21 protein-coding genes are annotated in these 26541 nt (G+C 67.3%); 7 read left to right on the top strand and 14 right to left on the bottom strand.

What is annotated here, in order from left to right; translation table 11 throughout:
* Positions 1 to 109 precede the first annotated feature (109 nt).
* Positions 110 to 3412, top strand: coding sequence for a glycosyltransferase (locus ASF14_RS08410; RefSeq protein ID WP_056434088.1), 3303 nt, complete (start codon positions 110 to 112; stop codon positions 3410 to 3412).
* Positions 3413 to 3549: 137 nt separating this feature from the next.
* Here the strand turns inward: ASF14_RS08410 and ASF14_RS08405 are convergent, their stop codons facing one another.
* The 3 genes from ASF14_RS08405 to ASF14_RS08395 form a co-directional block, all read right to left on the bottom strand.
* Positions 3550 to 4797, bottom strand: a complete 1248-nt coding sequence (locus ASF14_RS08405; protein ID WP_236696993.1) for a sensor histidine kinase — start codon at positions 4795 to 4797, stop codon at positions 3550 to 3552.
* An 86-nt stretch (positions 4798 to 4883) separates the two neighbouring features.
* The gene (locus ASF14_RS08400) at positions 4884 to 5573 is read right to left on the bottom strand and encodes a winged helix-turn-helix domain-containing protein (protein ID WP_056434085.1); all 690 of its coding nucleotides are present in this window, start codon (positions 5571 to 5573) and stop codon (positions 4884 to 4886) included.
* Positions 5542 to 5970: a hypothetical protein gene (locus tag ASF14_RS08395; protein WP_056434084.1), complete on the bottom strand. Its 429-nt coding sequence runs from the start codon at positions 5968 to 5970 to the stop codon at positions 5542 to 5544. The genes ASF14_RS08400 and ASF14_RS08395 overlap by 32 nt, the downstream gene beginning before the upstream one ends.
* Before the next feature lie 350 nt (positions 5971 to 6320).
* Here ASF14_RS08395 and mprF point away from each other — a divergent pair, with 350 nt between their 5' ends.
* Complete coding sequence (gene mprF / locus ASF14_RS08390; RefSeq protein WP_082442162.1) at positions 6321 to 8876, top strand: bifunctional lysylphosphatidylglycerol flippase/synthetase MprF; 2556 nt, start codon at positions 6321 to 6323, stop codon at positions 8874 to 8876.
* 193 nt (positions 8877 to 9069) lie between these two features.
* Here mprF and ASF14_RS08385 read toward each other — a convergent pair whose 3' ends face one another.
* Positions 9070 to 10113 (bottom strand): N(4)-(beta-N-acetylglucosaminyl)-L-asparaginase, encoded by a 1044-nt coding sequence (locus ASF14_RS08385; RefSeq protein WP_056434549.1) that lies wholly within the window; start codon positions 10111 to 10113, stop codon positions 9070 to 9072.
* A 353-nt stretch (positions 10114 to 10466) separates the two neighbouring features.
* Here ASF14_RS08385 and ASF14_RS08380 point away from each other — a divergent pair, with 353 nt between their 5' ends.
* Positions 10467 to 13559 (top strand): TonB-dependent receptor plug domain-containing protein, encoded by a 3093-nt coding sequence (locus tag ASF14_RS08380; protein ID WP_056434080.1) that lies wholly within the window; start codon positions 10467 to 10469, stop codon positions 13557 to 13559.
* A gap of 203 nt (positions 13560 to 13762) precedes the next feature.
* Here ASF14_RS08380 and ASF14_RS08375 read toward each other — a convergent pair whose 3' ends face one another.
* From ASF14_RS08375 to ASF14_RS08365, 3 genes are read right to left on the bottom strand one after another with little or no spacing between them, the layout of a single operon-like run.
* Entirely contained in the window at positions 13763 to 14704 is a 942-nt protein-coding gene (locus ASF14_RS08375; protein ID WP_056434078.1) for a Gfo/Idh/MocA family protein, read from the bottom strand.
* A gap of 5 nt (positions 14705 to 14709) precedes the next feature.
* The gene (locus ASF14_RS08370) at positions 14710 to 15339 is read right to left on the bottom strand and encodes a 2-dehydro-3-deoxy-6-phosphogalactonate aldolase (protein WP_056434076.1); all 630 of its coding nucleotides are present in this window, start codon (positions 15337 to 15339) and stop codon (positions 14710 to 14712) included.
* The gene (locus ASF14_RS08365) at positions 15336 to 16226 is read right to left on the bottom strand and encodes a 2-dehydro-3-deoxygalactonokinase (protein ID WP_056434547.1); all 891 of its coding nucleotides are present in this window, start codon (positions 16224 to 16226) and stop codon (positions 15336 to 15338) included. The genes ASF14_RS08370 and ASF14_RS08365 overlap by 4 nt, the downstream gene beginning before the upstream one ends.
* A 464-nt stretch (positions 16227 to 16690) precedes the next feature.
* On the opposite strand from ASF14_RS08365, the gene mqo reads away from it, so the two are divergent.
* The 3 genes from mqo (at position 16691) to ASF14_RS08345 (ending at position 20116) form a co-directional block, all read left to right on the top strand.
* Positions 16691 to 18415, top strand: a complete 1725-nt coding sequence (gene mqo, locus ASF14_RS08355; RefSeq protein WP_236696991.1) for a malate dehydrogenase (quinone) — start codon at positions 16691 to 16693, stop codon at positions 18413 to 18415.
* Between the two features lie 111 nt (positions 18416 to 18526).
* Positions 18527 to 19021, top strand: coding sequence for a GAF domain-containing protein (locus tag ASF14_RS08350; RefSeq protein WP_056434070.1), 495 nt, complete (start codon positions 18527 to 18529; stop codon positions 19019 to 19021).
* A 117-nt stretch (positions 19022 to 19138) separates the two neighbouring features.
* Positions 19139 to 20116 (top strand): RcnB family protein, encoded by a 978-nt coding sequence (locus ASF14_RS08345; RefSeq protein ID WP_056434068.1) that lies wholly within the window; start codon positions 19139 to 19141, stop codon positions 20114 to 20116.
* A gap of 111 nt (positions 20117 to 20227) precedes the next feature.
* On the opposite strand, the gene ASF14_RS08340 is transcribed toward ASF14_RS08345, so the two are convergent.
* Positions 20228 to 21490: a M20/M25/M40 family metallo-hydrolase gene (locus tag ASF14_RS08340; protein WP_056434066.1), complete on the bottom strand. Its 1263-nt coding sequence runs from the start codon at positions 21488 to 21490 to the stop codon at positions 20228 to 20230.
* Positions 21491 to 21661: 171 nt separating this feature from the next.
* On the opposite strand from ASF14_RS08340, the gene ASF14_RS08335 reads away from it, so the two are divergent.
* Positions 21662 to 22039: a hypothetical protein gene (locus tag ASF14_RS08335; RefSeq protein ID WP_056434545.1), complete on the top strand. Its 378-nt coding sequence runs from the start codon at positions 21662 to 21664 to the stop codon at positions 22037 to 22039.
* Positions 22040 to 22115: 76 nt separating this feature from the next.
* Here the strand turns inward: ASF14_RS08335 and ASF14_RS08330 are convergent, their stop codons facing one another.
* The 6 genes from ASF14_RS08330 to ASF14_RS08305 all read right to left on the bottom strand — a co-directional run bounded on the left by ASF14_RS08330 (position 22116) and on the right by ASF14_RS08305 (position 26289).
* On the bottom strand, positions 22116 to 22982 hold the full coding sequence (locus ASF14_RS08330) for a manganese catalase family protein (protein ID WP_056434064.1): 867 nt from the start codon (positions 22980 to 22982) through the stop codon (positions 22116 to 22118).
* Between the two features lie 50 nt (positions 22983 to 23032).
* Positions 23033 to 23554, bottom strand: a complete 522-nt coding sequence (locus ASF14_RS08325) for a ferritin-like domain-containing protein (protein ID WP_056434062.1) — start codon at positions 23552 to 23554, stop codon at positions 23033 to 23035.
* Between the two features lie 25 nt (positions 23555 to 23579).
* The gene (locus tag ASF14_RS08320) at positions 23580 to 24437 is read right to left on the bottom strand and encodes a glucose 1-dehydrogenase (RefSeq protein ID WP_056434059.1); all 858 of its coding nucleotides are present in this window, start codon (positions 24435 to 24437) and stop codon (positions 23580 to 23582) included.
* Between the two features lie 75 nt (positions 24438 to 24512).
* The gene (locus ASF14_RS08315; protein WP_056434056.1) at positions 24513 to 25337 is read right to left on the bottom strand and encodes a hydrolase 1, exosortase A system-associated; all 825 of its coding nucleotides are present in this window, start codon (positions 25335 to 25337) and stop codon (positions 24513 to 24515) included.
* Positions 25325 to 26020 (bottom strand): hypothetical protein, encoded by a 696-nt coding sequence (locus tag ASF14_RS08310; RefSeq protein WP_201780560.1) that lies wholly within the window; start codon positions 26018 to 26020, stop codon positions 25325 to 25327. The genes ASF14_RS08315 and ASF14_RS08310 overlap by 13 nt, the downstream gene beginning before the upstream one ends.
* Positions 26017 to 26289, bottom strand: a complete 273-nt coding sequence (locus ASF14_RS08305) for an acyl carrier protein (protein ID WP_056434054.1) — start codon at positions 26287 to 26289, stop codon at positions 26017 to 26019. The genes ASF14_RS08310 and ASF14_RS08305 overlap by 4 nt, the downstream gene beginning before the upstream one ends.
* Positions 26290 to 26541 lie beyond the last annotated feature (252 nt).

Below are 26541 nucleotides of genomic sequence, written 5' to 3'. Positions count from 1 at the left end.
GCTCTATGTCAGTGATCTGCCATCGGCTGGCTGATGGAAACGCGAGCTTAAGCGGTCGGGGGTAATAGGCCGCCACAGCATTCGCGTATTGGACCAAGGATCGACACCGTTGAGCAACCCGATCTTCTTTGACCCGACGGGCCGTCGGGGCACCTGGGCACGGCGCGCCGTTGCGGTGACGATCCTGGCGGTGATCGTCGCCGCCATCGCCTTTGCCACGACACTGGTCGCGGTGCCGAATTCGGGCGTGCTGCCCCTGCCCTTCGCGCGGCGGCAAGCGATGACGCTGGAGCCGACCGCCCAGCTGAAGGGGCGGCGTGGCGAGTGGCTGCCCCGCAAGTCGGTGGCACAGAACCATACGCCGCTGACCGTCGCCTTCTATACCCCGGGCAATGATTCCGCGCTGGCGTCGCTCCATGCGCATATGGGGCAGATCGACTGGCTGGTCCCCGGCCTGATGAACGTGTCGGGTCCGAAGTGGCAGCTGACGATCGACAACGACGCCAAGCTCGCCAGCCTGCTCGCGCGCGCGGCCAAGCCGCCGCGCCTGTTGCCGATGGTGCAGAACCTGTCCGACGACGAGTGGGACGGCCAGACCATCGCGCGGATCATCGCCAGCCCGGCGGCGTCCGAAAAGCTGGCGACCCAGCTCGGCCAGTCGATCGCGACCAACCGCCAGTCGGGCCTGGTCGTCGATTTCGAGAATCTTCCCGCCAATGCCATGGCGGGCTATCCCCGGCTGCTCCAGCGGATCAAGGCGCACCTGCCCAAGGGCGCCGTGCTGGCCGTCACCGTCCCCGCCGAGGACGAGGCGTGGCAGTTGCAGCGTCTGGCCAAGGTCGTCGATCGCATCATCCTGATGGCCTATGACCAGCATTGGCAGACCGGCACCCCCGGCCCGATCGCGGCGCAGCCCTGGTTCCTCCAGGCGTCGGAAAAGGCGCTGCGCGAGGTGGGGCGCGACAAGCTGATCGTGGCGCTGGGCAGCTATGGCTATGACTGGCCCGCCAAGGGGCCGGCCGAGGCGCGGTCGATCGAAGAGGCATGGCTGATCGCGCATGACAGCCAGGCGAAGGTGACGTTCGACCAGGCGAGCGGCAATGCCGGTTTCGCCTATGACGAGAATGGCGAGCATCACACCGTCTGGATGCTCGACGCCGCGACCAGTTGGAACCAACTCCAGGCGCTGAAGCGGCTGGGTATCGATGATGTCGCCTTCTGGCAGCTGGGATCGGAAGACCCCGGTCTTTGGGCCGACTTCGCCGCGTTCCGCAGCACCGCGCGGGGCGTCATTCCCCGGCTGGGTGTCGTCGCCTCGCCGCTGAACGTCGATGTCGAGGGGGCGGGCGAAATCCTGCGCATCACCGCCCAGCCGACACAGGGCGAGCGCGGACTGAAATATGACAAGGACGGGGTGATCCGGAACGAGGTCTATCGCACCTATCCGACGCCCTATGTCGTGCAGCGGGCGGGCGCCATCCCGAAGACGATCGCGCTGACTTTCGACGATGGGCCCGATCCGGAATGGACGCCCAAGATCCTGGACGTGCTGGAGCGCGAGCATGTGCCCGCCACCTTCTTCGTGATCGGCGAGAATGCGCTGCAACACCCGCAGCTGCTTCGCCGGATCGTCGCGGGCGGCAGCGAACTGGGCAATCACAGTTACACCCATCCCAACATGGCGACGACGGGCGCGCGCACGATCAAGCTGGAGCTGAACGCCACCAAGCGGCTGATCCAGGCCTATACCGGCCGTTCGACGACGTTGTTCCGCGCGCCCTATTTCGGCGACGCCGAGCCGACGACGGCGGACGAGATCGATCCCGCCCTGATCGCGCAGAATCTGGGCTATACGGTCGTCGGCCTGCATGTCGATCCGAACGACTGGCAGCGGCCCGGCACCGACGCGATCGTCCAGCAGACGGTCGATCAGGTGCACGGCGCTACGCCCGACAATTCGGCCAATGTCGTCCTGCTGCACGATGGCGGCGGCGACCGCCAACAGACGGTCGAGGCGCTGCCCCGCATCATCGATACGCTGCGCGCCGAAGGCTATCGCTTCGTCCCCGCTTCGCAGCTGGTCGGGGTCAGCCGCGACCAGGCGATGCCGCTGGTCGAGGGGCATGACCTGCTGGCGGTGCGTACCGACGTCGCGATCTTCGTGGTGCTGGCCTTCCTGTCGGCCTCGCTCGCCTGGCTGTTCTATCTCGCCATTGCGCTGGGCATCGCGCGCGCAGTGGTGATGGCAGGGCTGGCCTGGTTCCAGGGGCGCAAGTCCAAGCCGGTGCCGCCCGTCTTCACCCCCAGCGTCTCGGTCATCATCCCCGCCTATAACGAGGAGCGGGTGATCGTCCGGTCGGTCGAGCGGGTGCTGGCCAGCGACTATCCGGGCCTTCAGGTCATCGTGGCCGATGACGGGTCGAAGGATGGGACGAGCGCCGTGGTGCGCGAGGCGTTCGCGAACGAACCGCGCGTCCGGCTGCTGACGCTGGTCAATGGCGGCAAGGCGGCGGCGCTGAACCGGGCGCTGCTGGACGCGACCGGCGAAGTGCTGATCGCGCTGGACGCCGATACCCAGTTCGAGCCGGAGACGATCGCCAAGCTGGCGCGCTGGTTCGCCGATCCCAAGCTCGGCGCCGTCGCGGGCGATGCGCGTGTCGGGAACCGTGTCAATCTGGTCACCCGCTGGCAGGCGGTCGAATATATCACCGCGCAGAATCTGGAGCGCCGCGCGCTGGCCGGATTCGATGCGATGACGGTGGTGCCGGGCGCGGTGGGGGCGTGGCGTCGCGCCGCACTGGATGCGGTGGGCGGCTATCCGGAGGATACGCTGGCCGAGGATCAGGACCTGACGATCGCGATCCAGCGGGCCGGGTGGCGCGTGACCTATGATCCGCGCGCCGTCGCCTGGACCGAAGCGCCCGAGAGCTTCCGCGCGCTCGCCAAGCAGCGTTACCGCTGGGCGTTCGGCACGCTGCAATGCCTGTGGAAGCACCGCAGCGTGTTGCGCACCGGCAAGCCCGCCGGGCTGGCACGGATCGGCCTGCCGCAGGCGTGGCTGTTCCAGATCCTGTTCGCCGCCATCTCGCCGCTGATCGACCTGGCGCTGGTCCTGTCGGTCATCGGAACGGCGGTGCGCGTCGGCCAGCATGGCTGGGCGCAGACGCAGACCGACGTGTTCCAGATGGCGGCCTATTGGACGGCCTTCACCGCGATCGACGTGTTGTGCGGCTGGCTGGCCTATCGCCTGGACGGCAACCGGGTGCGCTACCCCGCGCATCTGCTGGTCGCGCAGCGGCTGGTCTATCGCCAGATCATGTATTGGGTCGTGCTGCGCGCGATCAGTTCGGCGATCGGCGGATGGATCGTCGGCTGGGGCAAGCTGGAGCGCACGGGCAATGTGGGGGCGTAACCCCTCGATCCTCCCCATCTTCGATGGGGAGGGGGACCGCCGGGCGTAGCCCGGTGGTGGAGGGGCGGGGGGGCGTGCCCCTCCACTATCGCTGGCGCGATGGTCCCCCTCCCCAAGCGAGCTTGGGGAGTATGGTGTCACCCCAGCGTCAACCGCACCCGCAACCCCGGCGCGTTATCTTCCAGCGCCACACTGCCGCCATGCAGATGCGCCACTGCACTGGCCAGCGACAGGCCCAGGCCCGCGCCGCTCTCCGTCCGCGCCGCATCCAGTCGCCCGAACCGCTTCAACGCCTCGTCCCGGCGGTCTTTGGGGATGCCGGGACCGTCATCGGCGACGATCACCACCGGCCCCGGCTCGACCCGGACGACCACCTCGCCCGCGCCATATTTCAGTGCATTGTCGATCAGATTGGCGATCGCCTGACCCAGCAGTTCGCGGTGCACGCGCGCCACCATCATTTCTGGCCCCTCGGCCCGGATGGTCATGCCGCGATCCTCGGCCAGCGGCTCGAACATGTCGGCCACGTCGCGGATCATGGCACCCAGATCGGCCTCGACAAAGGCGTCGCGGCCCAGCCCGGCCTCGGCCCGGCTGATGCGCAGTGCGGTATCGAGCATGGCGAGCAGCCGGTCGCCTTCCTCCAGCGCACGGCCGACCGCGACCCGCGCATTCTCGTCCCGGCTCTCGGCCAGCGCGCGGTCCAGCGTCGCGCGCAACCGGGTCAGCGGCGAGCGCAGGTCATGCGCCAGCCCGTCGGTCGCGACCTTCAGCTCCGTCATCAGCAGCGCGATCCGGTCGAGCATGGCATTCACCGCCAGCGCCAGCGCGTCGAAGGCATCGTCGCCGCCATTGGGCGCGACGCGGCGCGACAGGTCCCCGGCGGCGACCGCATGGGCAGTGGCGACCGTATCCTCCAGCCGCCGTTCGATCATCCGCGCGGCGATCCAGGCAGCGAGGGCGGCCAGCACGATCGCCGCCGCCATGCCGACCGCCATCGCCTCTTCCATCGCCAGCGCGACGCGCAACTCGCTCTCGACGACATGGCCCGCCAGCATTCGCGAACCATCGGGCAGGCGGGTCGCCATCACCCGCATCCGTTCGGGCAGCGAATGGCCGATGCGGAAGATTTCGATCGTCGCGGCGCCCGGCGCAGGAACGTTGGGCGGCCATTCGGCGATATTGCCCGCCACGAAGCGCCCCTGCGCATCGGTCAGCAGGATGACCGACAAGGGCAGCCGGTCGGTGGTCAGTCGCCGGTCGACCGCCGAGCGCACCGCCTTTTGCCCGCCCGACAGCCACATGCCCGCCAGTTCGTCGCGCAAGTCGCTGGCGGCATCCTCGGCCTGCGCCGTGATCTCGCTGCGGGTCAGGTGGCGAACCATGACCACCATCGCGCCTGCGCCGATCAGCTGCAGCGCGAAGACCAGCAGCGCGAACCGCAGCGTGGTCGAGCGGAGGACCGCCGGTGCTATTTCTCGACCCCCAGCTTATAGCCCGAACCGCGCACCGTATGGAGGAGCGGGCGGGCAAAGCCTTCGTCGATCTTCTTGCGCAACCGGCTGATATGCACGTCGGTGACGTTGGTGTTGGGGTCGAAATGGAAATCCCATACGCCCTCCAGCAACATGGTGCGGGTCACGACCTGGTCGACATGCTGGAGCAGATATTCGAGCAGCCGGTATTCGCGCGGTTGCAGGTCGATCGGCTTGCCCGCGCGACGGACGCGGTGGGCGAGCAGGTCCATCTCCAGGTCGTCGCACACCAGCTTGGTCTGGGGCGCATTGCCGGTGGTCCCGCCGCGTCGGATCAGCAGGCGGACGCGCGCTAGCAACTCGGCGAAAACGAAGGGCTTGGTGAGGTAGTCGTCCGAGCCGGAGGTCAGGCCCGCCACCCGGTCCTCGGGCGAGGACAGGGCCGACAGGATAAGGACCGGCGATTCGATCCCCGCCGCGCGGATCGCGGCCAGCACCGACATGCCGTCCATGCCGGGCAGCATCCGGTCGAGAATGATGCAGTCATAGGTGCCGTCGGTCGCATGGAACAGGCCGTCGCGGCCATTGGCCGCATGGTCGATCAGAAAACCCTCTTCCCGCAAGCCGTTGGCGATGTAATCCGCCGTCGAGCGGTCATCTTCGATCAGCAAAATCCTGTTGGCCACGCTGTCCTCCCGAGCCGCTCCTTAGCAGCGTGATCGTGAGGAGGCCATGGTCGCGCGCGACCTGAAGACGCATGGGCGTGTCGCTGGCCAGCGCGGCCTCGTCGCGCAACATGGCGAAGGACGTGGCCGGATGGCCATCGACCGACAGGACCATGTCGCCGACATGCAGCGGCGGCTTGACCAAAGCGGCGGCATCATCGTCGACATCGCTGCGCAGGCTGGTGACGACCAGGCCGGGGCGCCCCTCCGCCACGGGGGCGAAGGTCGCGCCGTACAGCGTCGAGGGACGGTGCGGCCCGGCATGAAGCGGCATATGCCCGACCAGCAGCGCAAAGGCCGCTCCGCCGATCAGCGCCGCCATCCCCGCGCTCCAGCCGACGATCCGCAGGCTTTTCATCGCGGCCCCCGATCGCGCACGCGCCGCCCCGGCACGGGGAGGGCCAGCCCTGTTTTCGCGACGGAGAAAGGCGATGCGTTCACGTCACCGTCCTACCCCACACCACCTGAGGGAAGGGTGGGCGAAGCATGACGCTTCTGTCATGAAGGGCGGGATGAGTGGATGACGAACTTGTCATGGCCCCGTAAGGCGGCGGGGGCGGCAACGCTTCTATGCCGCTGTCCGGCCGGGGTATCTGGGGGCCGAAAAGCAAGTGAGATGGACGCGAGTGGGGCGGATATGACAGGCGGTCGGATCATGACGATCGCAAGATGGGCGGCCCGGTGACGACGCATTCGAAGCTGGCGTCGATGGTCGACCGGGTCCTTGCCTATGCCAAGGCGCGGCGCGGTTATCTGGCGGCGGGTGCGGTCCTGCTGCTCGTCGCGCTCGGCCTGTCGGCGCTGCATCATTTGACCCGGACGGTTCGCCTGAGCGACGTCCGCGCCGCTTTCTACGCGATCGACCCGCGCCAGATCATGGTGTCGGTCGGCTTCACCGTCGCCAGCTATATCGCGCTGACCTTCTACGACGTGATCGCGCTCCGCGTCATCGGGCGGCCCTTGCGCTGGCGGACGGCGGCGGTGGCGTCCTTCACCAGCTATACGCTCAGCCACAATCTGGGGCTGGGGCTGTTGACCGGCGGATCGGCGCGCTACCGCGTCTATGCCGCGGCCGGGCTGGATGGGCCGGACATTGCGCGGGTCATCGCTATCGCCAGCGCGACCTTTTGGTTCGGGGTGTTCACCGTCACCGGCCTAGGGCTGTTGTTCCATGAGGGGCCGATCACCGTCGAGCATTTCGTATTGGGCCAGGGCGTCGTCCGCTGGCTGGGCTGTGCGGTGGTGGCGGGGGCGCTGGGGCTGATCCTGCTGTGCGCGTTGCGGCCCGGACAGCGGATCGGCTGGCGCGCGTGGAGCGTGCCGCTGCCCACGCCTGCGCAAGCCGTGGCGCAGATCGGAATCGCCTCGCTGGATCTCGCCTGTGCCAGCTCGGCGCTGTTCGTGCTGCTGCCGGGTGCGTCGATCGACCTGCTGCCCGCCTTCCTGCTCGCCTATGCGCTGGCGATCATCGTCGCGCTGGTCAGCCATGTGCCGGGCGGCATCGGCGTGTTCGAGGCGGTGGTGCTGGCGACGGTGCCGGTCGACCGGACCGCGCTGTTCGCCGCGCTGATCGCCTATCGCGTCCTTTATTATCTCGCCCCGCTGGCGCTGGGCATCGCGCTGCTGGCCTGGGACGAGGTGCGGCGGCGGCCGATCCGGGCGCTGCGCGATCTGCGCCGGGTGCTGCTGGGCATCGCGCCGACGGTGTTGAGCGCGGCCTGTTTCGGCGGCGGGGCGATCCTGCTGCTGTCGGGGTCGCTGCCCGCCATTCCGCAGCGCGTGCACCAGCTCGTCCATATCGTGCCGCTGCCCTTTATCGAGGCATCGCACTTCGCCGCCAGCCTGGTCGGCACCGGCCTGTTGCTGCTGGCGCCGGGGCTCTACCGGCGGCTCGACGGGGCGAGCCTGGCGGCGCGCGCGCTGCTGGTCGCGGGGGCCGTCTTCTCGCTGGCCAAGGGTATCGATTATGAGGAAGCGGCGGTCTGCCTGAGCATCGCGCTCCTCCTCCAGATGAGCCGCAAGGCCTTTTACCGGCGCACCTCGCTGGTCGCACGGCCGCTGTCGCCCGCCTGGCTGCTCAGCGTCGCGGTGGTGATCGTCGGAACCGGGTGGATCGGCTTTTTCGCCTATAAGCATGTCGATTATCAGGAAGCGCTCTGGTGGCGGTTCGCGCTATCGGACGACGCGTCGCGTTTCCTGCGCGCGGGGCTGGGCGTGGCGGTGATGCTGGCGGGGGCAGGGCTGTGGCGGCTGTTCCTGGCGGCCCCGCCGGGCGAGATGGACCATCCGGCGATGGAGCAGGTGCTCAGCGTGGTCGAACAGGCCGAGCGGACCGACGCCGCGCTGGCGCTGCTGGGCGACAAGCGCTTCCTGTTCTCGCCCGAGGGCGATGCCTTTGTGATGTATCAAGTGCGCGGCACCAGCTGGATCGCGATGGGCGATCCCGTCGGCCCGCGTGCCGCCTGGGCCGATCTGTTGTGGCAGTTGCGGACGATGGCGGACGCGGCGCAAGGCAGGCTGCTCCTCTATCAGATCACCCCCGACGGACTCGAGATCGCGATCGAGATGGGGTTGCAGATTATCAAATATGGCGAAGAGGCGCTGATCGATCTTTCGACCTTCGCGCTGGAGGGCGGGCGGATGCGCAGTCTTCGCCAGACGCTCAACAGGTTCCGCACGCGCGAGAACGCCAGCTTCACGATCCTGCCCGCCGCCGACGTGGCAACGATCCTTCCCGAACTGAAGGCCGTGTCCGACGACTGGCTGCTGGAAAAGGGGCATGGCGAAAAGGGGTTCAGCCTGGGGCGGTTCGACCCGACCTATCTGGCGCTGACCGACTGCGCGGTGGTGCGGGTCGAGGGGCGGATCGTCGCCTTTGCCAATATCTGGAAGTCCGGGGATCGGCGCGAGCTGTCGGTCGACCTGATGCGCCATGTCGAGGACGCCCCCGGCGGGGTGATGGACTATCTGTTCATCGAGCTGATGCTGTGGGGGCAGCAGCAAGGCTATGGCCGCTTCGCGCTGGGTCTGGCGCCGCTATCGGGTGTGGACGGACGGCGGCTGGGGCCGACCTGGGCGAAGATCGCGGCCTTGGTGTTCCGGCATGGCGAGCGCTTCTACGGCTTCCGGGGGCTGCGGGCCTATAAGGAGAAGTTCCAGCCGGAATGGGCGCCGCGCTATATCGCAGGGCCGCGCGGGCTGGGGCTGGTCAAGGCGCTGCGCGATCTGAACGCGCTGATCGCCGATGGGGGTGAGGCCAACTGATCCTCCCCGGCACGGGGAGGGGGTGTGGGGACTTTGCCTTGCCCCCGGCAAGGCAAGATTGTGCTGGGGGCACAATCTCGTCCCTACACCGCGAAGCGGTGGTGCAGGGGGCGTGCGGCAAAGACCATCCCTTGCGGAAGCCCCCCTCCGTCAGCGCTCTGCGCTGCCACCTCCCCGTGCCGGGGAGGATTGCTCAGGCCTTGAATAGCGACGGGGCCTTTTCGACCCGCGTCTTTCCAGCCGCATCCGTCACCGCATAGGTAAAGCCGGGCAACAGGCAGAAGGCCCCGATCCGCCCGCGCGTATCCATCGCCAGGAAGCCGACCTGTACGCCCTTGATCGCATCGCCGCGCAGCGAGGCGATATGCCTGGCGGCTTCCTCGCATGCCGCCTGCGGGCTCATCCCGTGGCGCATCGATGCAACGACGCGCGCGGTGCCGACGGTGCGGGTAACTTCCTCGCCCAGCCCGGTGGAGGTCGCACCGCCCACGCCGCGCTCGACATAGAGGCCCGAGCCGACCTGCGGCGAGTCCCCGACGCGCCCGCGCATCTTGAACGCCATTCCGGACGTGGTGCAGGCGCCCGCCATCCGCCCGCTGGCATCGCGCGCCAGCATTCCGATCGTGTCATGGTCCAGCGCACCGCCCGGCGTGCCGGGCCGCCCCGCGCCATAGGTGCCGGTCTCGCTATTGGCGACGGGCTTGTAGTTCTGCGTCTTCAGCCAGTCGCGCCACGCCTTTTCCGCTTCCGGGGTCAGCAGGTTGACGCGCGGAAAGCCCCGGTCGCGGGCGAAGCGCGTCGCGCCTTCGCCGACCAGGAAGGTGTGGGGGGTATGTTCCATCACCGCGCGCGCGACCGAGATGGCGTGGACCGTATCCTCCAAAGCGGCGACCGCGCCGACGCCGCCTGCATCGTCCATGATGACCGCGTCCAGCGTCACATGCCCGTCGCGATCGGGATAGCCGCTATAGCCGACCGAATGGTTGTTCGGATCGGCCTCCGGCACCATCACGCCTGCCTCGACCATATCGATCAGCGATCCGCCGCTGCGCCCCCTGGCGAAGGCGGCATCATTGGCGGGGGCGCCGAAGTCCCAGGTCGACACGATGACGGCATCGGACCCGGTGCCTGCCGTCGCCGCCGTCTTGGCCAGCGCGCGTACCGGCGCGGCGAGCCCCGCCCCAATGCCCGCCAACGAGGCGATCCCGCCCAGAAAAGCGCGTCGTTCGTCCTGCATGATATGCTCCATCCCCGACGGGTCGTCTCGACCCTCTTCTCGAGGCCGATACTGCGGGGGGAAAGCCAAAGCCGCAAGGGGTGGGGCAACCGATATGGAACCACTTGGCCGAATCAATGGTAGAGAGCGTTGATCCGGCTCAGCAAATATATCTCGGTACTGTGTCGAAACATTTCTGGATATTAATCCAAGACATTGAAATCGTTTTAAATTGTGTCTTTCTGGTGACACCGGCCGAGGAATGTAGCGATGGGTGATGCATAGGTATGCATTAGGTATTGACCCTATGGGCCAAAAACATTGTCCTTTCCCTCTACCCGGCATCCCATCGGCCGGGATGAAGGGGAGACCTCATGAGAATCCAGCAGTCCGCATCGTGGTTGGCGCTTTCCGCCGCATCCCTGATGCTCGTCGCACCCGCCGCCGCGCAGCAGGTCGGATCGACCGCCGCGCAGGACGGCACCACCCAGGACGATAATACCGACACCTCGATCAGCGCCGACGCCGCGCAGACCCGCTCCGCCGCGATCAGCGGTACGCCGCAGGCGTCGAGCGGCGGCGAGGTCGTCGTCACCGGCACGCGCATCGTCCGCCCCAATCTCGCCTCCGCCGCGCCGATCACCTCGGTCACGCGCCAGGATATCCAGGCCCAGGCCCCGCTGAACGTCGAGGAGGTGCTGAACCGCCTGCCGCAGGTCGCCCCCGACGCCCAGTCCAACTATGCGGACTCGGACGGTCGTCAGCGGATCAAGCTGCGCAGCCTGGGCTTCGAGCGGACGCTGGTACTGGTCGACGGCAAACGTCTGGGCACCCAGAACGGCCAGGATACGGGCATCATCCCGGCCAGCCTGCTGGAGCGTGTCGACGTGCTGTCGGGCGGCGCCTCGTCGGTCTATGGCTCGGACGCGATCGCGGGCGTCGTCAACTTCGTCCTGCGCAAGGATTTCGAGGGGCTTCGCCTCGACGGCAACTATAATTTCTACAACCACAACAACACCAGCAACATCGTCACCCCGATCGCCAGCGCGGCCGGGTTCGGCAGCCCGCGCGGGCTGACCAATGACGGCGGGCGTTCCGACATCACGGTGACGGCGGGCAAGAAGCTGCTCGACGACCGGCTGAACGTGTCGGGCTTCTTCAACTATCGCCAAGCCGACCTGGTCCAGAACGGCGCGCGCTCCTATGCCGCGTGCCCGGTCGCGCAGCTGACCAAGGATTCGGCGCTGTCCTGCTCGCCGTTGTCCACCTATTCGCGCAGCGGCTTCGTCTCGCCCACCTCTGGCCCCAACGCCAACGCGCAATATGTGAACAATCCGGACGGCACGCGCAGCTTCGTGCCCTGGGGCCCGGGGGCGGGCAATGCCGCCAACCCCTATGACGACGTGTCCTTCCAGCGTGCCAATGAGCGCTACACGGCGGGCGGCTTCGTCAACCTGAAGATCGCGCCCGAGGTCGAGATCTATGGCGACGGCATCTGGTTCCGCGACACCTCCGAGAACCCGACGCCGCGCCGGGTCTATTCCTATACTGTTGCGGGCACGACGCCCTATCAGGTGAATTGCGACAACCCCTTCCTGTCGGCGGGGCAGGCGGGTGCGCTGGGCTGCACCGGCACGACCGGCTATGTGCCGCTCGACGTGCGCTATCGCTTCGATGGGCAGCCCGCCCAGGCGGACCGCTTCGTCAATATGGGCTTCCGTGCGACCGGCGGCGTCCGGGGCAAGATCGGCGAGGCCTGGTCCTATGACGTGGGCGGCGTCTATGCCCGCAACCAGCAGGATTGGTATCTCGGCCCGACGTCGCAAAACGACCGGGTCAACCGTGCGCTCGATGTCGTCAACGTCAACGGCACCCCGACCTGTCGTTCGGTGGTCAACGGCACCGATCCGTCCTGCGTGCCCTTCGACGCGTTCCGCGCCGGGTCGGGCAGCAATGCGCTGACCAACTATCTGTTCTCCAGCGGTGCCACCGGCCAGCGGCGGACGATCACCCAGCTGTTCGACGCGATCGCGGTCGTGAACGGCGACCTGACCACCTATGGCATCAAGAGCCCCTGGGCCGAGGATGGCCTGGCCGTGTCGCTGGGCACCGAATATCGCAAGGACCGGCTGATCTCGACCGCCGATGCGGGCTTTGTCGACCAGTTCGGCGATCAGGACGCCCGGCTGTCGCAGGACGTCTGGGAGTCGAATATCGAGCTTCAGGCGCCGCTGATCCAGAACAAGCCGTTCGCCCATCTGTTGCAGACCAATGGCGGCTTCCGCGTATCGAAGTACAGCTCCAACCCGAAGAGCTTCTCGACCTGGAAGATCGAGGGTCTGTACGCGCCGGTCGCCGACATCACCTTCCGCGCCTCGTACAACAAGGCGCAGCGCGCGCCGACGGTGATCGAGATCCGCCAGGCGACCCAGGTCAATTTCGGCCGCAACACGACCCTCGCCGATTTCTGCGCACCCGTATCGCGCACGCTGCCCGATGGCACCGTGACGACCACGCCGCTCGGCTCGCGCGAGCTGTGCAGCAAGACCGGTCTGGCCGACAATCTGTATGGCAGTGCCTCGCTGCTCTGCCCGACCGAGGGGTGCACGACGCGTTCGGGTGGCTTCACCGCCGATCCCGAAACCGCCTATACCCTGACCTATGGCCTCGTCGTGAAGCCCAGCTTCATTCCGGGTCTGGTCTTCTCGGTCGACCGCTATCAGGTGCGGATCGTCAACTCGCTGGGCTATAACGGCGCGGATTATTATCTGCAGGGCTGTCTGGCGTCGAACGGCGATCCGTTCTTCTGCAACGGCATCGTGCGCGATCCGGTGACGGGTTCGATCGGCAATGCGCCGGCGGGCAATCCCTCGACCGGCTTCGTGCGGCAGGGCACGACCAACTATTACCGCACGCTCGCCAATGGCTGGGACTTCCAGGGCCAGTATTCGCTGGACCTGAACGGCGCGGGCCGCCTGGACTGGGGCTTCAACGGCTCGCTGTCGACACTGGCCGGTGGTCAGGACTCGCCGCTGCGCAGCCAGTATAACTGTGCCGGTTACTTCTCGAACGGCATCTCGTGCGGGCAGCTGGTTCCGAAATGGGCGCACACGCTGCGCACCACCTGGACGACGCCGGACCGGACGTTCAATGCCTCGTTCAACTGGCGCTATACCGGCTCGCTGACCACCGCGAACAATTCGGGCAATGCCGATATCGGCGGCACGCCGGAGCGGTTCCAGAACACGTTCGCCCGCATCGCGCCGCAGAGCTTCTTCGACCTCGCGCTGACCTGGAACATCGCACGCAAGTTCGCTTTCCGGATCATCGCGAACAACCTGTTCGACAAGACGCCGCCGATCATCCCGAACTCGTACCAGGTCGCCTTGTCGCGCTCGAACACCGCGCCGCAGCGTTACGACGCGCTGGGTCGCCAGCTTGCGATCGGCACGACGATCACCTTCTGACCTTCCTCCGGCGGGGTGTTTCGGCACCTCGCCCACCCCTGAACTGAAAAGGCCGGTCGTCCTGACGGACAACCGGCCTTATTTTTTGCAAAGCGTTCACGTGGCCTTCGACTTCGCTCAGGCTGAACGGAGGTTGGGATCAATCCACCACCGCCGTTCGCACTGAGCGAAGTCGAAGTGCAAGGGACTGACCTAAACCCGGGTCACTCCACGAAGTCTTCCACCTCACGCCGCTTGCCGCGCATAAAGGCGTCGGCGACATGGCGCAGCGGGGCGATGTCCACATCCGAGCGGCCGCCCTGCACCAGTTCGGCGAAGCGCGCGTACAGCCCCGGATATTCGCCGTGCAGCCCCTCTTCCTGATGCGGGGTCGAGCCGTCGGGCAGGGTCAGCACCGCGCCGCCCTCGGCCAACTTGAGCGTACCGTCGGTCGTCTCGACCACGATGTCCCAGCTCTGATGGCCTTCCTGCCGCCAGTCGAGGTCGAGCGTGACCGGCGTGCCGTCCGTGGTGCGGAAGGCGACGTCGGCGGCGATCGGCGCGTCGCGATTGGCGGGGAAATCCAGCGTCGCGCGCTCGATGAAGAAGGGCTGCGGCATGATGTGCGTCGCGATCGACAGCGCGTTGATGCCCGGATCGAACACGCCGAAGCCGCCCGCTTCCCAGATCCAGGCCTGGCCCGGATGCCATTGCCGGACATCCTCGCGCCAGGTGATCGCGGCCGACGTCACCTTGCGAGCCGACAGCCATTCGCGCGCGGGCTCGACACCCAGCGCGTAACGCGAGTGCCAGCTGGCGAACAGGGTGAGGTTGGCCTTGGCCGCCAGTTCCTCCAGCACCGCTACTTCGGCGAGCGTCGCGCCCGGCGGCTTTTCGAGGAAGACGTGCCAGTTGTTCGCTAGCGCGGCGGCGGCGATGGCGTGGCGGACCTGTGGCGGGGTGCACAGCGCCACCGCATCGACCGTGATATCGCTTTTGGCGAGTTCGTCGATGTCGTGGAAATGCGGCACGCCTTCGACCCCGCCCGGCGAGCGGCTGACGGTCGCGACCAGTTCGAAGGCCGGGTTGCCGGCGATGGCGGGGACATGCTGGTCATGGGCGATCTTGCCCATGCCGACCAGGGCGAGACGGATCGTGTCGGTCATCGGTATCAGCGTGCCTTTTCGACATAAGCGCGCGCCGACACGGCGACATCCGCCGCCGGCTTGCCCGCGCGATAAAGGTTGGAGCCCAGGCCGAACCCGTCCGCGCCGTGCGCGCGCCATTCGGCCATGTTGTCGGGGGTGATGCCGCCGACCGCCAGCACCGCGACGTCGCGCGGAAGGACGGCGCGCTGCGCCTTGAGGAAGGTGGGCGAGGCACCCTCGGCCGGAAACAGCTTCAGGCCATGCGCACCGGCCTTCAAGGCGGCGAACGCCTCGGACGGGGTGAAATAGCCGGGCAGCGAGATCAGCCCTTGCGCGACGCTATGCGCGATCACCTCGACATCGGTGTTGGGCGAGACGATCAGGGTTCCGCCCGCCGCCTTGACCCGGTCGACCTGTTCGGTGGTCAGCACGGTCCCTGCGCCGACGATCGCCTTGTCGCCGACATGCGCTGCGATCGCCGCGATGCTGTCATAGGGTTGGGGCGAGTTGAGCGGCACTTCGATCAGGGTGAAGCCCGCCTCGACCAGCGCGTCGGCAACCGGGATCGCCTCGTCGGGCGTCAGGCCGCGCAGGATGGCGACCAGCGGGCAGGCGGCAAAGGCCTTGGCGAAACTCTGGGCGGGGTCGGTCATGACAAATGCTCCCGAATGGCGTGAAGTCCGGCAAGGAAACCGGCATGGCTGTCGAGCGCGACGACGGTGCCGCCACGCGCCTCGATCCCGATGGTGTAGAGGTCGGCGAGCAGGCCGCTCGACAACAGATGGACGGTGCCGCCCTCGATATCGGGAACCGCGCCGATGTCGCTGCCGATGAGCAGCCCGCTGGCATAGGCCGCCGCGTCCTCCGCCGCGATCCGGCCGAGCAGCACCGAGGCCCGCACGCCGAACAGCGCCGCCGTCAGGTCGCAGGCACCGCTGCCGCGCGCCAGGCCGTCGCGAAAGGCGGGGCCATCCGCGACCGGACCGTCGAGCATCCCGGCCAGGATGCCATGCCCCTTGACCAGTGCGAACAACTCGCCGGTCATGGTGGTGGCGAAGTCGGTGATCCGGCTCCCTGCGACATGCACCCATTTGTTGTGCGTGCCGGGCTGCGCGAACAGCGCATCCGCAGGAGCGAGGCCCGCCGCGACGGCACCCAGAACCTGCACCTCTTCGCCGCGCATGACGTCGGCCCGCGTTTCGGTCAGCAGCGAGACGCCGGGGACGATGGTGACATCCGCTTCCTCGATCCGGGTCGCGGCCCGCGCCAGGCTGGCGAGATCGGCGGGGGCGGGGACATAGGCCGCCTCGCGCCAGCCGCGTGTCGAGCCGACCATGCCCGCCGCGATGACCGGCAATTCGCCGAAACGCGCGCGGATTGCGGCGATTTCAGCCGGATAATCCTCCGCCTTCATCGCCAGCACGCCGCGATCGTCGCGCACCGTGTCCAGCATCGTACCATCGGCGGCGATGACATAGCAGCGCCGGTTGGTCGTACCCCAATCGATCGCGATATAGGCGGGCGTCACGTCTGATGGCACGGCGGGCACGCCCTCTCCTGAAATTTTTCTGGACAGATTTGTAGGACAATATGACGGGCCGTGCAAGCGGGCTGCTTATGGCATTTTGAGCGGTTTGCAGAACAATCGGCCGAAGGGGTGAGCGGAAAACAGCACGATCCTGACGGCTGTGAATATATTGAGATGCATTATTGATAGACCGGTATGAATGGGCCACGACTGTCCTCCCGATTGCGCCGACAAAGCTGGTGAGCGGGGAAATGGCCCGACATGGACAGCACGCAAGACTCGGCTATGCGGTGTGACAGGTACATGAAATCGAACGTTAGGATGAGGATCGGAAGGCCGGTTGCGGCCGCTTTTCCGCTCGCGCGATCGCGGCTGGCGGAAGGGGGGCGCCCGAATTTGGACATCGTGGCCATGCCGTTCGTCGCGACCATGGATCGCCGACAGCACGGATGACCCCTATCGAGAAGGCGTCGAACATGCAGAGTGACGATCGAAACCAGCGCAGCCGGACGCGCGCTTCCGAAGCAGCCCCGCAGACCGGCATTTCCCGGCGCGCGATGATGGGCTCCGCGCTGGCCGCGACCACGGCGGCGGTTGCGCCCTTTGCGGCGGAAGCGGCGGGTTCGGAGCAGAAGGTCGACGTCCTGCTGATCGGCGGCGGCATCATGAGCGCGACGCTGGGCGTGCTCCTGCGCGAACTGGAGCCGAGCTGGACCATCGAGATGGTCGAGCGGCTGGACAAGGTGGCGGAGGAAAGCTCCAACGGCTGGAACAATGCGGGCACCGGCCACTCGGCGCTGTGCGAGCTGAACTATACGCCGGTCAACGAAGCGGACGGCAAGGTCGAGATCAAGAAGGCGATCGAGATCAACGAGCAGTTCCAGGTCACGCGCCAGTTCCTCAGCCACCAGCTGCGTACCGGCGTGTTGAAGAACCCGCGCAGCTTCATCAACTCGACCCCGCACATGAACCTGGTGTGGGGAGACGAGAATGTCGCCTTCCTCCAGAAGCGTCATGCCGCGCTGCTCGCCAGCCCGCTTTTCTCTGGCATGGAGTTCACCACCGATCCGCGCCAGATCGCCCAGTGGGTGCCGCTGATGATCGAGGGGCGCAAGGCGGGGCAGAAGATCGCGGCGACCCGATCGGTGCTGGGCACCGATTGCGAATGGGGTGAGGTGACGCGCCAATATATCCGTGCGCTCCAGGGCCAGCCGGGCGTGACGCTGACCACCGGCCATGAGGTCCGCTCGCTCGAGCGCAATGCCGATGGCAGCTGGCGCGTGACCGCGCGCGATCGCAAGACCGATGAAAAGCGGATCATCACCGCACGCTTCGTCTTTGCGGGCGCGGGCGGCGGCGCGCTCCCCATCCTCCAGAAGTCGGGCATTCCCGAGGGCGACGACTATGCCGGTTTCCCGGTCGGCGGATCGTTCCTGGTCACCGAGAACCCCGCCATCGCCAAACGCCACATGGCGAAGGTCTATGGCAAGGCCTCGACCGGATCGCCGCCCATGTCGGTGCCGCATCTCGACACCCGCTATCTGAACGGCAAGCAGGTGCTGTTGTTCGGCCCCTTCGCCACCTTCTCGACCAAGTTCCTGAAAGAAGGGTCCTATTTCGACCTGCCCAAGTCGGTGACGCTCGACAATTTCCGCCCGATGCTGTCGGTCGGCTGGGACGAGTTCTCGCTGGTCGAATATCTGGCGGGTCAGTTGATGATGAGCCAGGAAGACCGGATGAACGCGCTGCGGGAGTATTTCCCCAACGCCAAGGACGGCGACTGGCGGCTGTGGCAGGCCGGGCAGCGGGTACAGATCATCAAGCGCGACCCCGAAAAGGGCGGCGTGCTGAAGCTGGGCACCGAAATCGTCGCGTCGAAGGACGGCTCGATCGCGGCGCTACTGGGCGCGTCGCCGGGTGCTTCGACCGCGCCGTCGATCATGCTCAACCTGATCAAGAAGGTCTTCCCCGATCGCCTTGCGACCCCGGCCTGGCAGGCCAAGATCCGTGAGATCGTGCCCAGCTATGGCACCGCGCTGAACGAGGATCGTGATCTGCTGGCGCATGAATGGGCCGCGACCGCCGAGACGCTGCAACTCGCACTCGCCCCGCCGCCGGTCAGCGCACCCTCGACCACGGAAGCACCGCGCCCCGAAGCCACGCGGGTCAGCCCGAACCGCCATCCCGATCTGGCGCTCTGATCGGTCCTCTCCCCTCCCCTCGAAGGGGAGGGGAGAGGAGCTGTCTCACCCTGAATCGAAAGTGATCGCGCGGGGATGACGCGGAGGTCGGACCGTCCTACATCCCGCACCATGTACCAGTTCGACATCGCCGCCGGATCGAAGGCGGAGCTTTACCGGGACCTCCACGCCGCGCTCGACGCGTTGACCGCCGGGGAGGGGGATGCGGTCGCCAACATGGCCAATGCCGCTTCGCTCATCTGGCAATATCTGCCCGATCTCAACTGGGCCGGGTTCTACCGCATGGTCGGTGGCGAACTGGTGCTCGGGCCGTTTCAGGGCAAGGCGGCGTGCATCCGCATTCCGGTCGGCAAGGGCGTGTGCGGCACGGCCGTCGCGGAAGCGCGGACGCAGCGCGTGGCCGATGTCCATGCTTTCCCCGGCCATATCGCCTGTGACGCCGCCAGCCGGTCCGAGCTGGTCGTGCCGGTCCTGCTCGACGGCACGGTGATCGGCGTGCTCGACCTGGACAGCCCCGAGCCCGGCCGGTTCGACGAAGAGGATCAGGCAGGGTGCGAGGCGCTGATGGCGCTGCTCGCCCCGCGTCTCGCGGCGATGGCGGACTGACCCGTTTCGGGACTTTCGGCGCCGCTATCGATGGGGGCAGGGCGCTGATATCAAACCTTGTTTCGATTTCGGCGTTGAGGGGGGCGTCGCCGTATTGAACAGGGGAATATATTTGCCATGCGAAGCTCGTCGCGCCTGATCCTCCTGACCCTTTCCATGGTCGCCAGCGTGCCCGCCTTGGCGCAGGCGGGGGCAAGCTACCCGCGTCCCGGTTTCGCCCCCGAGCGGCCGCCCGCGCCGATGCGTGAGCCAGCGCCGGTCATTCGGACCGACTCGGTGGGCGTACCGCCCGCGCGGGGAAATCGCTGGGGCAGCCGGGTCGGCGGACGCTGGTGGGGCGGGGCCAACGCGCCCGGCGGCTGGCCCGCCTATCGCCGTCCGGTGCGTGGCATGACCGTGCCCTCCTATTGGACCGATCGACGTTTCGGGGTGGAGGATTGGGCGGTCTATACCCTGCCGCAGCCGCCGGTCGGCTATCGCTGGTCGCGCTATTATGACGATGCGGTCCTGATCGACCAGCGCGGGTCGGTCTATGACAGCGTGTATGGCGTGAACTGGGACGGGATGCCGGACTATGCGGGCGGACCCTATGCGCCCCCGCCGCCGCCCGTTCGGCGCGATAACGGGCTGGGTGGCGCCGCGATCGGTGCGGCCGCGGGCGGCGTGGCGGGCAATCTGATTGCCGGGCGCGGAAATCGCCTGGGCGGCACGCTGATCGGTGCGGGCGTCGGCGCGGCGGCGGGCTATGCCATCGACCGGGCCGAGGATCATGGGCGGCGCATGGAGCCGGGCTATGACGATTACAGCTATCAGGACCCGTATGCGCCGCCCCCGCCGCCGCCTGCCATGGGACGGCGCGTGGTGACGCAGGACGGCACGACCGTCACCACCACGACCACGGTGGGCACGACGGGTGCGCTGCCCTCTCCGCAAGCGGGTTATTATGCGGACGGTTATTATTATCCGGCTCCCACGGCTACCACAATTGTGGTACAGGGCGCTCCTGTCATTACCACGACGACCACCACCACGACCGAAGTGGTGCGTTCTGCCCCGCGACGCGCGCGCGTTCGCAGTACGCTGGTTCGTCGCTGACGCCTTCCCCCAGGGGGGATTTCAGCCCGAGAGACGCCGGGCTGGAAACCGGGATGCCGCTCCGACTCTCCCGCGGGGCGGCATCCTTTTCATATTTCGACCGATCGCCGTTCAGCGGCCGCCAAAGGTGACGAGGCTTTCCGCACCGTCCGCCGCGATCGCCGACACGCCGACGAAATGGTCGTCGACCGGCACTTGGGTCAGCACCGTCTTCGTCTCGGTCACGTCGCGCGACTCGCTCCACTGGGCGGTATCGTTGCGCCGCCAGTGGACGCGGTAACGCACCGCGCCGGGCACCGCCGCCCATTCGACCTGCGTATCGCGGGATAGCGCGCCGCTGATCGTCACCTTGTCCGGCGCGGCCGGGGCGGCGGCCAGACGACCCAGCGTGGCGATGTTGATGGCCGTCACCTTCGCCAGATAGGGGAAGTCCATCTTGTCGATGGTGTCGCCGAACGCGACCGCCCCTTCCTTGCGCAGGTCCTGGTGCTGCGCGTCCCAATCCTCGTTGGCGACCGAGAAGCGGACGGCGGGATAGCCGAGCTTCAGGAACGGTTCGTGATCGCCGCCGCGCCCGAAACGGTCGGGCCGCCGGTCGAGGAACACGTCGAGGCCTCCCAGCTTGTCGGCCACCCCGTCGATCGCCTTGGCCAGCGCGCGGCTGGGGCCGTCATCCTCACCGCCATTGCCGCGCCGCTGGATCTGCTGCGGCAGGTCTTCGGAGGCGCGGATACCCTCGGAAAAGACGCGGACCCAGCGCGCCTCGCGCACGCCGCCCTGGCCGAGCGTGTTGCCGACGATATCGTTGTTGAGCATCGCCGAGATGCGCCAATTCCGCGCCTTGGCCGTGTCGGCGAGCAGCGTTGCGCCCCACAGCCCCTGTTCCTCGCCCGAGAAGACGGCATAGACGATGGTCGCGTCGAACTGCTGTTTCGACAGATGGCGTGCCGCCTCCAGCACCAGCGCCACGCCCGAGGCATCGTCATTGGCACCCGGCGCGTCCGAGGTCGCGTCCATCACATCGGTCACGCGGCTGTCGATATGCGCGCCGACGATGACCACGCGGTTCGGGTCGCGCCCGCGCTGGATGCCCAGCACATCCTCGACCATCACGCCGTTCGGCGCGCGCGGGCCGGTAAAGCGGCGATTGATCCGCTCCACGGTGATGCAGCCGTTACAGCCCTGGCCGATCGTCTCGAACTGCCTGGCCGCCCAGTCGCGCGCCGCGCCGATGCCACGCTTGGGATCGGTGGTGGTGGAGGCGGTGTGGCGCGTGCCGAAGCCGACCAGGGCTTCGACATCGGCCTTCAGCCGGGCGGGGGAGGGAGCGGCGGCGGGCGTCGCGGCGGCGGCGAGCAGAAGCGGGAGGATCATCGCGCCAGACTGGCCGAGTGGCAATGCGCAGGCAAGTGCCGGATTTCGCGGGCAAAGCGGTTCCGCCTTGCTGTATCGGTTCCGGCAACTGATTGATCTGGATGGATTTATGGACCGCCACTGGCGTGTTCACGTTGGCCTTTGACGCATGACAGCGATGAAGGAACCATCATGAACGCCAAATCCGTCAGCCTAGGCCTTGGCCTGTTCTCGCTCGCCCTGGGAGCCGCCGAACTGCTTGCCTCCCGCCGCATCGCCGAGCGTTTGTCGGTGCCGGGAGGGGCGGGGGCCGTCAAAGCCTATGGCGTGCGCGAGATCGTCGCCGGGGTCGGGCTGGTCCAGGCGCCTGCCCATTCTGCGCGAGTGTGGAATCGGGTGATGGGCGATCTGCTCGATCTGGGGACGCTGGCGGTGTCCGCGCGTCGTTCGCCGCGCGAGAAGGCGGTCTGGGGTGCGATCGGGTTCGTGGCCTTTGCCACCGCGCTCGACGTGCTGACCGCACGGGCGCTGGATCGCACGACAGGCAAGACGATACCGGTCGGGGCCTGACGCGAAAACCGCCCCGGACCGAACGGTTCGGGGCGGTCCTTTATTCCTCCCCTGCAAGGGGGAGGAATGTACTGGCCTACGCGACCGGCCGCTCGCCGATCTGTTCGGCCTGGGCGCCGCTGTCGGGACGGGCGGGGCCGAGCACCGGCTCTTCGCCCATCGGTTCGTTGCGGAACACGGTGAACTCGCCCCTGCCGTCGACGCTCGGTCCCTGGGTCCAGCGGCCCTCGGGATAGGTGCCGTCGACCGAGGTGACGAAGAAGTCGTAATTGTGATCCTGGCTTTCCTTCGCTTGCGGGAAGGAGTTGGGGATGGGTAGCGACGCCTGTTCGCCCAGTTCCTCGATCACGGCCAGCCATTGCTCCTGGTGCATGGTGTCGCGCGCGATCATGAAGTGGAGCATGTCCTTCATGCCCTGATCATGCGCGGCATTGTAGAGGCGGGTCGCCAGCACGCGGCCGGTGCTTTCGGCGGCGACGTTGCAATACATGTCGGCGGCAATGTTCCCGCTGGCATAGATGTGGCTCATGTTGAACGGCACGCCGTCCGAGTCCGATGGATGCGCCGCCAGTCCGGTCGACAGGATATGCTTGTGCAGCGTTCCCTCGATCGCGTGGCGGGCATTGCCGCCGCCCATGACCGCGCCGACGATGCCGTCCGCCGCGCCCTCTTCCTGAAGCGAGGCGGGCGCCTTGTCGAGATTGAGCGCGACGGCGGTCGCCAGCATCTCGATATGCCCGATCTCCTCGGTGGCGGTATGGAGCAGCATGTCGCGGTACTTTGGCGTCGGGGCACGGTTGCCCCAGGCCTGGAAGAAATACTGCATGCAGACGCGGATCTCGCCCTCCACGCCGCCGATCGCCTGTTGCAGCATACGCGCGAACAAGGGGTCGGGGCTTTCACAGCGGACGGGATATTGCAGGCGTTTGTCGTGATAATACATGATCGGCCTCGCTTTGTCGGAGATGGGGCTGGGTCGGTGATGGGGGGAAATCAGTGGCTGGCGGTTTCACCCGCCGCGCGCCGTTCGAGATAGCGGCGGGTCAGCGCGGCGTTGTTCTCGTCGACCCAGGCCGCCATCGACAGTTCTTCGTTCAGCGACTGGGTGAGCAGCGGCGTGGCGCTGCCGAAGCCGCCGACATCGGCGATGGTGATGAGCGACTTGTAACTGGCCGCCTCGAAATTCTCGAAGGCGAAGTTGGCAAAGCTGTTCTTCAGAATTTCGTCGGGTGCGAATGTGTGGCCCAGCGCCGCCATATTGCCCGAGAAGCTGAGCGCCGCGTCCTTCAGCATCGAGCGGCTTTCGTTGAAGCCGTCGAGAATATCCTCCAGCCTGACGATCTGCTGTTCGGTTTCGCCCCGATGCATCCGCAGGTGATCGGCGACATCCGGATAGTTGGACAGGTGATCGAGTTGCCGGTCGATCAGCGCCAGCGCCTGATGCTCGACGGCATGGGCGTTCTTCAGCCCGGCGACAAACACTGCCGCGACGACGTCATTGGGTAGGGTAGCCATGGATCATCGCTCCTTGGGTTGAGGATCAGAGGAAGGGGGTGCCGCCGGTGACGGGGATGGTCGCGCCGCTGATGTAGCTGGCCTCGCCGCTCGCCAGCAGGACGTAAGGGGGCGCGAGTTCGGCGGGTTGCGCGGCGCGGCCCATCGGCGTCTGCTCGCCGAAGCTCTTCACCGCCTCGGGCGGCATGGTGGAGGGGATCAGCGGGGTCCAGACCGGGCCTGGCGCCACCGCATTGACCCGGATGTTGCGCTCGGCGAGCATCTGCGCCAGCCCGGCGGTAAAATTGTGGATCGCGCCCTTGGTCGTCGCATAGGCAAGCAACTGCTGGTTGGGCTTGTCGGCGTTGATCGAGGTCGTGTTGATGATCGACGCGCCTTCGCCCATGTGCGGCAGCGCGGACTTCACCAGATAGAACATCGCATGGATGTTGGTGGCGAAGGTGATTTCCCACTCCTCGTCGCTGATGTCCTCGACCGCCTGAAAGCTCGCCTGGTGCGCGGCATTGTTCACCAGGATGTCGACGCGGCCGAACGTCTGGACGGCACGCTCGACGATGGTGCGGCAATGCGCCGGATCGCTGACATCGCCGGGGATCAGCAGCGCCTTGCGGCCCGCCTGTTCGACCAGCCGCTGGGTCTCGGCGGCGTCTTCGTCTTCGGAAAGGTACGAGATCACGACGTCCGCGCCCTCGCGGGCAAAGGCGATGGCGACCGCGCGGCCGATGCCGCTGTCCGCACCGGTGATAATCGCCTTCTTGTCGGTCAGCTTGCCATGGCCGACATAGCTATGTTCGCCATGGTCGGGACGAGGATCCATCGCCTCGGTCTGGCCGGGCATGTCCTGCTGTTGTTCGGGCTGGGGTGGGGTAGGGCGTTCGTTCATGGACCGTCTCTCCTTGCCCCATCCAATGGGCGGGGCAGGGAGGCGTTCCGGAAAAAATCCTGATCTTAAAACGCGTTAATCTGTATTTTCGAGTTCCGTGTCCCCGTCGTGCAAAGGCGTCGCTCCGTCCGATCCGGCCCGTGCCAGATGGGCGAGGATCACCTTTTCCAGCGCGTCCATCGCATCGGCATAGCTGTGCGAGTCCGTTGCCAGCGTCTCGATGGCAAAGCCGTGCCCGCGTGCGGCGGCGCGGAAAGCGACCCCAGTCGCATCGCCCTGCGCCACGATGATCGCCGCATCCTCGGCCCAGCCATGGATCGCGCGGATCAGCGGCGCGGCCGTTGCGTCGAGGGGCGACGGGGCGGCGGCGATCTTGGTCAGCCCCTGGCGCAGCTTGCCCAGATCGACCGCGCCGCGCGCCAGCCGCAGCCATTCGGCGGGGTTGACCAGCTTCTTCGCATAATGGCGGCGGATCGCGGCGGCGGGGGGCAGCGCGTCGGGTTCCTCCGACAACCACGGGTTGGAGAGCAGGACCTTGGCGAACCCGGCCTCCGCGCCGAACATCGCCAGCGCGGCGGCGGCATCGCAATTGCCGAAGCCGACGATCCGGCTCAGGTTCGCGGCATCGGCAAAGGCGTCGACGGCGGCGGCGATATCGGGGCCGCTCGATGTCCAGCCGCCATTGGCACCCTCGCTGTCGCCGACACCGCGCCGGTCGAAGCGGAATACCGGATAGCCATGGGCCGCGATCCGTGCCGCCAGCATCGCCTGGCCCCGGTGTGCGCCCATGCGCGGCTCGTTGCCGCCGGAGACGATCATCAGGCCGGTGTCTCGGTCCGCTTCATCCAGCGTGCCGATCAGCGTCGCGCCCTCGCAGGGGAAGGATATCAGCCTTCGCATGACGCGATCCACTGCGCGATATCCTCGGCCAGCAGGGCGGCGAGTGCGGGATCTTCCTGCGGCTCGGCCCGACGCCAGGGCGGCACCGCATCGATCACGCGGTCCGCAGGGGCACGGTCATGGCCCAGCCGCACGACGCGGCGCGGCACGCCCGGCTGGTCGTGGAGTTCGGCCCCCGCCAGCCCGGCGAGGAAATGCGGGGAAACCCGGTTGCCCGCGACCCGGACCGGCGACTCCGCGCCGAACACGCCATGTTCGTCGCCACGCAGCCCCGCCGCCGCGCGTACCCGGATCACGTCGCGCAGCACCGCTTCGCCCGTCATCGGCGTCAGGTGCCAACGTCCGCCCAGCAGCGCGAACCCGTCGACCAGCGCGCCGCCCCGGATCGACACGGCGTAACAGGGCCGGTCGCCCAGCGATTCCGCCGCGGCCTGATGCGCGTCGCGCCATTGCAGGATGCTGGCATTCTCGGTGGGGATCAGGCTCTCGCCCGTGCCCGGCCAGTCGGGCAGCGCGCCGCCGATGCCGTGATCGGCCAGCCGCCGCAGCATCGCGACCGCCACGCTACGCGTCCGGTTCGCTTCCTCCCAGAAGGGCAATGCAACCAGCACAACCGGTCCCTGCGCCGGGCCGAAGCGCACCATCGCCTCACGCCCGCCGGGCCAGTCATAATAGTCGATCAAGCGCCCGCCTTGGATTGCGCAAAGGCGATGAGCTGGCCGAACGTCTCCAGCATCTCGCCGTCGACCTCGTCATCCTCGATCAGGATGCCCAGGCGATCCTCCAACTCGGTCAGCACGCCCGCGACCGCCATCGAGTCCAGCTCGGGCAACGCACCGAACAGCGGCGTGTCCGCGTCGAAACCGTCCACGCGCTCGGCCGACAGACCCAGCACATCGGCCAGCACGCCGCGCACTGCCACTTCCACTTGCCCGTTTGTCTGGAGTTCCAAACCCTGTCGCCCTGCTCTTTGTAATGTTTGCGACAGCGTTAGTGCGGTGGGGGGCGTTGGGCAACGGGTGTTGGCGTGACGTTTGGTGTCCGAGCAAGCGTCGGACGCCCAAGCCCTCCCCCGACCCCTCCCGCCTGCGGGAGGGGAGAGGTGGGGAGCAAGCGCACGGCCAGGCAAAGCCCCTCCCGCAGGCGGGAGGGGGTTGGGGGAGGGCTGGCGCTCGGTTTCCTTGTCCTGACGCTGGTAGGTTGC

Origin of the sequence: Sphingomonas sp. Leaf257 (genome assembly GCF_001422185.1) — a bacterium.
Lineage (GTDB): Bacteria > Pseudomonadota > Alphaproteobacteria > Sphingomonadales > Sphingomonadaceae > Sphingomonas > Sphingomonas yabuuchiae.
This window is presented reverse-complemented; position numbering and strand designations above follow the sequence as displayed.

Bases quoted from the DNA above. Each gene is read 5' to 3' on its own strand.
- ASF14_RS08405 (WP_236696993.1), bottom strand. From the start codon at position 4,797: ATGGTTCGCCACCTGACCCGCAGCGAGATCACGGCGCAGGCCGAGGAT.
- ASF14_RS08395 (WP_056434084.1), bottom strand. From the start codon at position 5,970: ATGAAAAGCCTGCGGATCGTCGGCTGGAGCGCGGGGATGGCGGCGCTG.
- mprF (WP_082442162.1), top strand. From the start codon at position 6,321: ATGGTCGACCGGGTCCTTGCCTATGCCAAGGCGCGGCGCGGTTATCTG.
- ASF14_RS08385 (WP_056434549.1), bottom strand. From the start codon at position 10,113: ATGCAGGACGAACGACGCGCTTTTCTGGGCGGGATCGCCTCGTTGGCG.
- ASF14_RS08380 (WP_056434080.1), top strand. From the start codon at position 10,467: ATGAGAATCCAGCAGTCCGCATCGTGGTTGGCGCTTTCCGCCGCATCC.
- ASF14_RS08375 (WP_056434078.1), bottom strand. From the start codon at position 14,704: ATGACCGACACGATCCGTCTCGCCCTGGTCGGCATGGGCAAGATCGCC.
- ASF14_RS08370 (WP_056434076.1), bottom strand. From the start codon at position 15,339: ATGACCGACCCCGCCCAGAGTTTCGCCAAGGCCTTTGCCGCCTGCCCG.
- mqo (WP_236696991.1), top strand. From the start codon at position 16,691: ATGCAGAGTGACGATCGAAACCAGCGCAGCCGGACGCGCGCTTCCGAA.
- ASF14_RS08350 (WP_056434070.1), top strand. From the start codon at position 18,527: ATGTACCAGTTCGACATCGCCGCCGGATCGAAGGCGGAGCTTTACCGG.
- ASF14_RS08345 (WP_056434068.1), top strand. From the start codon at position 19,139: ATGCGAAGCTCGTCGCGCCTGATCCTCCTGACCCTTTCCATGGTCGCC.
- ASF14_RS08340 (WP_056434066.1), bottom strand. From the start codon at position 21,490: ATGATCCTCCCGCTTCTGCTCGCCGCCGCCGCGACGCCCGCCGCCGCT.
- ASF14_RS08335 (WP_056434545.1), top strand. From the start codon at position 21,662: ATGAACGCCAAATCCGTCAGCCTAGGCCTTGGCCTGTTCTCGCTCGCC.
- ASF14_RS08330 (WP_056434064.1), bottom strand. From the start codon at position 22,982: ATGTATTATCACGACAAACGCCTGCAATATCCCGTCCGCTGTGAAAGC.
- ASF14_RS08325 (WP_056434062.1), bottom strand. From the start codon at position 23,554: ATGGCTACCCTACCCAATGACGTCGTCGCGGCAGTGTTTGTCGCCGGG.
- ASF14_RS08320 (WP_056434059.1), bottom strand. From the start codon at position 24,437: ATGAACGAACGCCCTACCCCACCCCAGCCCGAACAACAGCAGGACATG.
- ASF14_RS08315 (WP_056434056.1), bottom strand. From the start codon at position 25,337: ATGCGAAGGCTGATATCCTTCCCCTGCGAGGGCGCGACGCTGATCGGC.